The following is a 4,574-nucleotide window of genomic DNA, read 5'->3' on the forward strand; positions in this document are numbered from 1 at the left end:
GCCCCGAGTTGGCCGAAGAAGCGTACATGGCGTTGTTCGACATTCTCGAGATGGGCGACGAGCCCGGGCACCTGCCCGGAAGCCGCGACCCTCGCGACATACTGGACACCGACCTCGAGGAGACGCGTCTGCTCTACTTGCAGGCTGCCTATCGGTCGGCAGAACCCGCTCTTCGACCGTTCGCGCTGATGCAGGCCATCGACAGATTCCGCTATTCGGTCGGAACCGACCTCGATCTGCGGCGCGTCGCCGGTGCGGCGCCCGGACCTCTTCCGGACCTCGCGGGCTTCCTTCCGAGCTGGATCGACCTGCTGCGAAGCAGGAACGACCGCGTCGGCCGCTATCTGCTGCGCGAGGCGGTCACCCTCTCCGGTGGGACTTCGGCCGTTGCCGCATTGGCACGCGAAGAGGGAGGCAACCATCCCGAGGCCTATGTCGACTGGATCGGACGCTTGGAAGAGGAGTCGGACTTCGGGGCGATGGCCGAGGCGGCGACCGAGGGACTCGCGCGGGTCCCCGAGGACATCGTAGTGCGTGCGGATATCGCGACAGGGCTGGTGCGGGCGGGCGAGCGGCTCGGCGACGTGTCGATGCAGTTGACGGGACGTCGCGAGGCCTTCCGCTCGAGACCGTCGCTGTCCGATCTCCTGCATCTTCTCTCGCTCGCCGAACTCCAGGGCCGCCACGCGGAAGAGAGTGCGCAAGCGATAGCACGAGTACGCTCGCTCTCGGAGGAGCAGGAACGCTCCAGGCGGGGTTTCCTTTGCGAGGACTGCGAGACGCAGCGAAGTCAGGCACAAGAAGGACTGTTGCCGCAGGCGTATCTGCTCTCCGGGCGGTATGAAGACGCATTCGGACTCTGCGCCGGCGACAGCCCTCTCGGTTGGAGCTACGGCGGCAATCCGAAGGGTCTGCTGGTTCCGTTCTTCCTCATGCTCCTCTCCTGCGAGCCTGACTCGCGCATCCCAGGTGCGTTGGAGCGGTTCTGGGAACAGACGATGCGGATTCAGTGGGGGTACTCTGTCGACGAAGACGTCGCGTCGAGGTTCGGGATGGCCGCGATGGAGGTCATCCGGTCCACTCGGTTGTCGGACGACGAGGCGACGAAGTACCTGCCTTGGTGCGTCGAACAGACCGGCAAGCGAGTGGACGCCATCGTTGGAAACAAGCACCGCGGCAGCTACGGCAAGGCGGCGGACCTGCTGATGGCGACTGCGGAAGTACTTGCGAAGAAGAAAGCGAGATCCGACGGCGACGCGCTGATCACCACGTACCGCCAGCGATACAGCCGCTACCCGGCATTTCAGGGCGAGCTGCGCCGCGCCCTGCGAGGATCCACGCTGCTTGCCGTGGGATAGCCGCACACCAGCGCCCGCAAGGAAGGCCGCCGTGCTCACCACGCGTGACTGGGCGTACGGCCATGGTAGCGGGTGGAAGCGTAGACGGGGACCTCGACCGACGCAGTTGGTCGTGATACTCTGACTCAGTAGTTTAGTACTGATTTGGAGTTGTCATGCCAACCAAGTCCTCGATGACGACACGGTATCTCGAGCAGCACGCCGTGTTCACGCTCGACGAGTTCCTGTCGGATGTGGACAACAACGTCAGCAACTCCACACGCTACACGAACCTGCGCAACGCCGTGGAGCGCGAGCAGGCGCGCCGACTCACGCGCGGGCTGTACGCGTCGAACATGGGTCCGTACCGCGACCGGACCCCACGCGCCGCGTTGGTAGCCGCCAAGAGCGCTCCTGACGCCGTTCTGGCGTACCACACCGCGCTCGAGGCACACGGCGTGGCGCACTCCGTCTCGCGCCGAGTGCTGTTCGTGTCAGGGCGGCGTGTCAGCATGTTCACCGTCGACGGCTATCGCTTCGAGCGGGTTGCTCCTCCGAAGCGCCTTGCCGGTCCTTACGCGGAGCCGCCATATGTGCAGCTCGTGCGTGTGGGCGACGACCTTGTGACGGTGACAACGCCGGAGCGCACGCTGGTCGACTGCCTCATGAGGCTCGACCTGGCCGGAGGCTTGGAGGAGACACTGCGAAGCGTGGGGGGCTTCCCGAACATGGGTTCCGGGCGAGTTGCGGAGTACGTGAGCGCTCTGGGGTCACCGACTGCAGCGGCCAGGGCCGGATGGCTGCTCGAACTCGGGCGCCAGATGTGGCACGTCTCAGAACCGGATCTCGATCGGCTCCGCACGATGGCCGGGCGTGGACCCCACCGGCTGACTCCCGGATCGACGCCCTCCGCCGAGTTCATCGCAGCGTGGCGGCTGTACGCGCCCACGGGATTGCCGTATGAGGAGTGGATACGCTCGTGACCCGGCCGATCCTCGCTGTGCCCAAGGGATTCGACCCGCCCGTTGTCGAGAAGGTCGAACGTCTGCTCGAGATGCTCGACGCCGTCGCGAACAACCCTTACCTCAAGTCCCGGCTGATCCTGCACGGCGGCACTGCCCTGAACGTGTTCCACGCGGACATGCCCCGGCTGTCCGTGGACATCGACCTCGCGTACGTGGGCTCTCCGACGGCGGAGGGCATGCTCGAGGAGCGGCCCAGGGTCGATGGAGAGGTCAGAGCGCTCGCGGCCAAACTCGGCTACGCCGCAAGGTCGCTTCACAACGAGCACAGCGGGCAGTCATACCGTCTTCGGTACGACGCGGATTCCATCAAGGTGGACGTGAGCTACCTCGCGCGAGTACCGCTCCTCGAACCGGTCATGCTCGCGTGCTCGCGTTGTCGGCCGACCGTCGCCTTCGCAACGCTCCAGCTGCCCGAGCTCGTAGCCGGCAAGGTGTCGGCCCTGGTGGATCGAACCGCGCCTCGCGACCTGTATGACATCGCGAGACTGGCGACCGCGGTGGAGGCTCCGCGTCTGGACAGTGGCTTGGCACGGTCGGTGGTCCTCCATGCCTTGTCGCTGACCGACCGCTTTCCCTTTGAACGCGATCCCGCTGGTGCCGCAGACAAGTTCGCGGAGCCGACCGAGGCGCAGGTGCAGGAGCTTCGTGGTGTGCTGACCACTGAGGATCCGGCTGGCTTCGACGACATGCGTGCACGTGTCGCTGCGTACCTCAGCCCACTGTCAATACTGACGCCGGCGGAGGCTGAGTACATGGAACTCCTGGGGACCACCGGACAACACGTTCCCGAGTTGCTGTTCGGCGGATGGCCGGACATTGCCGAGCGCGCCCGCATCAGCCCCGTGGTTGCTTGGAAGGTACAGAATCTGCGCAGGCTGCTCGGTCGCTGAGAAGGAGCGGCGGTGCTCCTGCCGCGCTCACCCCGGATAGACGGTCCACACCTCGGCCAGTCGCTTCGTGCCGTCCTCGAACAGGGCGATGGATCCGGTGATCAGCAGTCCCTGTGGGACCTCGTCTCCTGACACCAACCTCACGCCGACGCCCAGGTAATCCTTGGCGGTAGCCAGATCGACCAGATTCAGTTCTCCCGAACGACATCCGATCACTCGGAACTCGGCTTGGACCAGCCGCGAGGGTTGATCGATGTCGTCGAGCTCGTCGGAGAGATGGACCTCGTCCCGCAGCATCTCGGCGATCTCCGCCGCCTGCGCGCCGCGGCGCGAGGCCTCGTCGATGTCGATCAGCGCGCCTTCCGCCTCCAGGCGCCGGACCGTGTCGGAGTCGCCGAGCCACTTGAAGAAGCGGCCCAGCTCGCGTCCGTAGGAGCGGATCGCCTTGGGAGTCTCGGCGTGGGCGATCACGAAGTGCTCGAAGAAGTCGACGATCCCATCCAGAGCGCGGTCCACCGGAAGCACGCCCGCAGCCATGGCGTCAGCCGCGAATCGTCTGGCGGTGACCACGGCTGCGGCGTCCTTGGCCGACAGCAGAGCGAGACCTCTCATGTCGAAGTAGAGGAGGTAGAGCTCGATCGCTTCGCGAAGCCGTGCGAGTTCGGCGGCGGCCGTGTCGTAGGCGCGCAGCTCCAAGAACTCCTCGGCAGCCGATGCGATGGTCACGTTGCCGCCAGCGTGCCGCTGCCCGGCGGGCACCTCGGTCGCGAACGCGCGCAGTAGCGACGTCGCGCGCACCGCTCGTACGTGGCGAACGAATCGGGCGCGCTCGCCGTCGATCTCGACGAGTCCGAAGTCCTCGAGCGGCTCCAGGAGCCGCAGCTGCACGGCAAGGTTGGGCGCCCACTGCCGGTCGCCGAAGAAGGACTCTTCCCGGTCCCAGATGCCGTGGCCGACGACCACGTACTGGCGAAGCTCCTCGATTCCGACCCAGTCCTCGTCGGCATCGACGGCGGCTAGCATGATCGACCCGAAGCAGAATTGGAGCACGGGATCGTCTGGCATCCGGTCGGTGTAGCCCAGATTCGTCTCCAGGAAGTACGCGACCCACAGCGCGAGGAACAGCGCCCCCTCGCGTCCGGGCGCAATCAGATGGCGGCCGCGCTTTGTGGTCACGAACGCGCCGCGGTGCCGCCGCAACATCCCGCCGTTGCCGAGCGCGATCCGCAGCAGGTTCAGCTTCCGCAGGTCATCCTCGTCGACGACCTTGTTGAGGAAGCGGACGCCCTCGATGTAGCCTTCGGGCCACCGCATGCCCTCCA

4 protein-coding genes are annotated in these 4,574 nt (G+C 66.0%); 3 read left to right on the plus strand and 1 reads right to left on the minus strand.

The window, feature by feature from the left end; genetic code table 11:
- The 3 genes from Q8K99_08300 to Q8K99_08310 form a co-directional block, all read left to right on the plus strand.
- On the plus strand, nt 1-1,358 hold a 1,358-nt coding region (locus Q8K99_08300), incomplete at its 5' end, for a hypothetical protein (GenBank protein MDP2182555.1).
- Between the two features lie 155 nt (nt 1,359-1,513).
- Nucleotides 1,514-2,320 (plus strand): hypothetical protein, encoded by an 807-nt coding sequence (locus Q8K99_08305; protein MDP2182556.1) that lies wholly within the window; start codon nt 1,514-1,516, stop codon nt 2,318-2,320.
- Nucleotides 2,317-3,252, plus strand: coding sequence for a nucleotidyl transferase AbiEii/AbiGii toxin family protein (locus tag Q8K99_08310; protein MDP2182557.1), 936 nt, complete (start codon nt 2,317-2,319; stop codon nt 3,250-3,252). Before Q8K99_08305 ends, Q8K99_08310 begins: the two co-directional genes overlap by 4 nt.
- A 27-nt stretch (nt 3,253-3,279) precedes the next feature.
- Here the strand turns inward: Q8K99_08310 and Q8K99_08315 are convergent.
- The coding region (locus Q8K99_08315) for a hypothetical protein (protein ID MDP2182558.1) at nt 3,280-4,574 on the minus strand (1,295 nt) is incomplete at its 5' end.

This window comes from Actinomycetota bacterium (assembly GCA_030682655.1).
Classification (GTDB): domain Bacteria; phylum Actinomycetota; class Coriobacteriia; order Anaerosomatales; family JAUXNU01; genus JAUXNU01.

What these genes read in the sequence shown, in the direction of transcription:
- Q8K99_08305 (MDP2182556.1), top strand. Translation starts at nt 1,514, where the DNA reads ATGCCAACCAAGTCCTCGATGACGACACGGTATCTCGAGCAGCACGCC.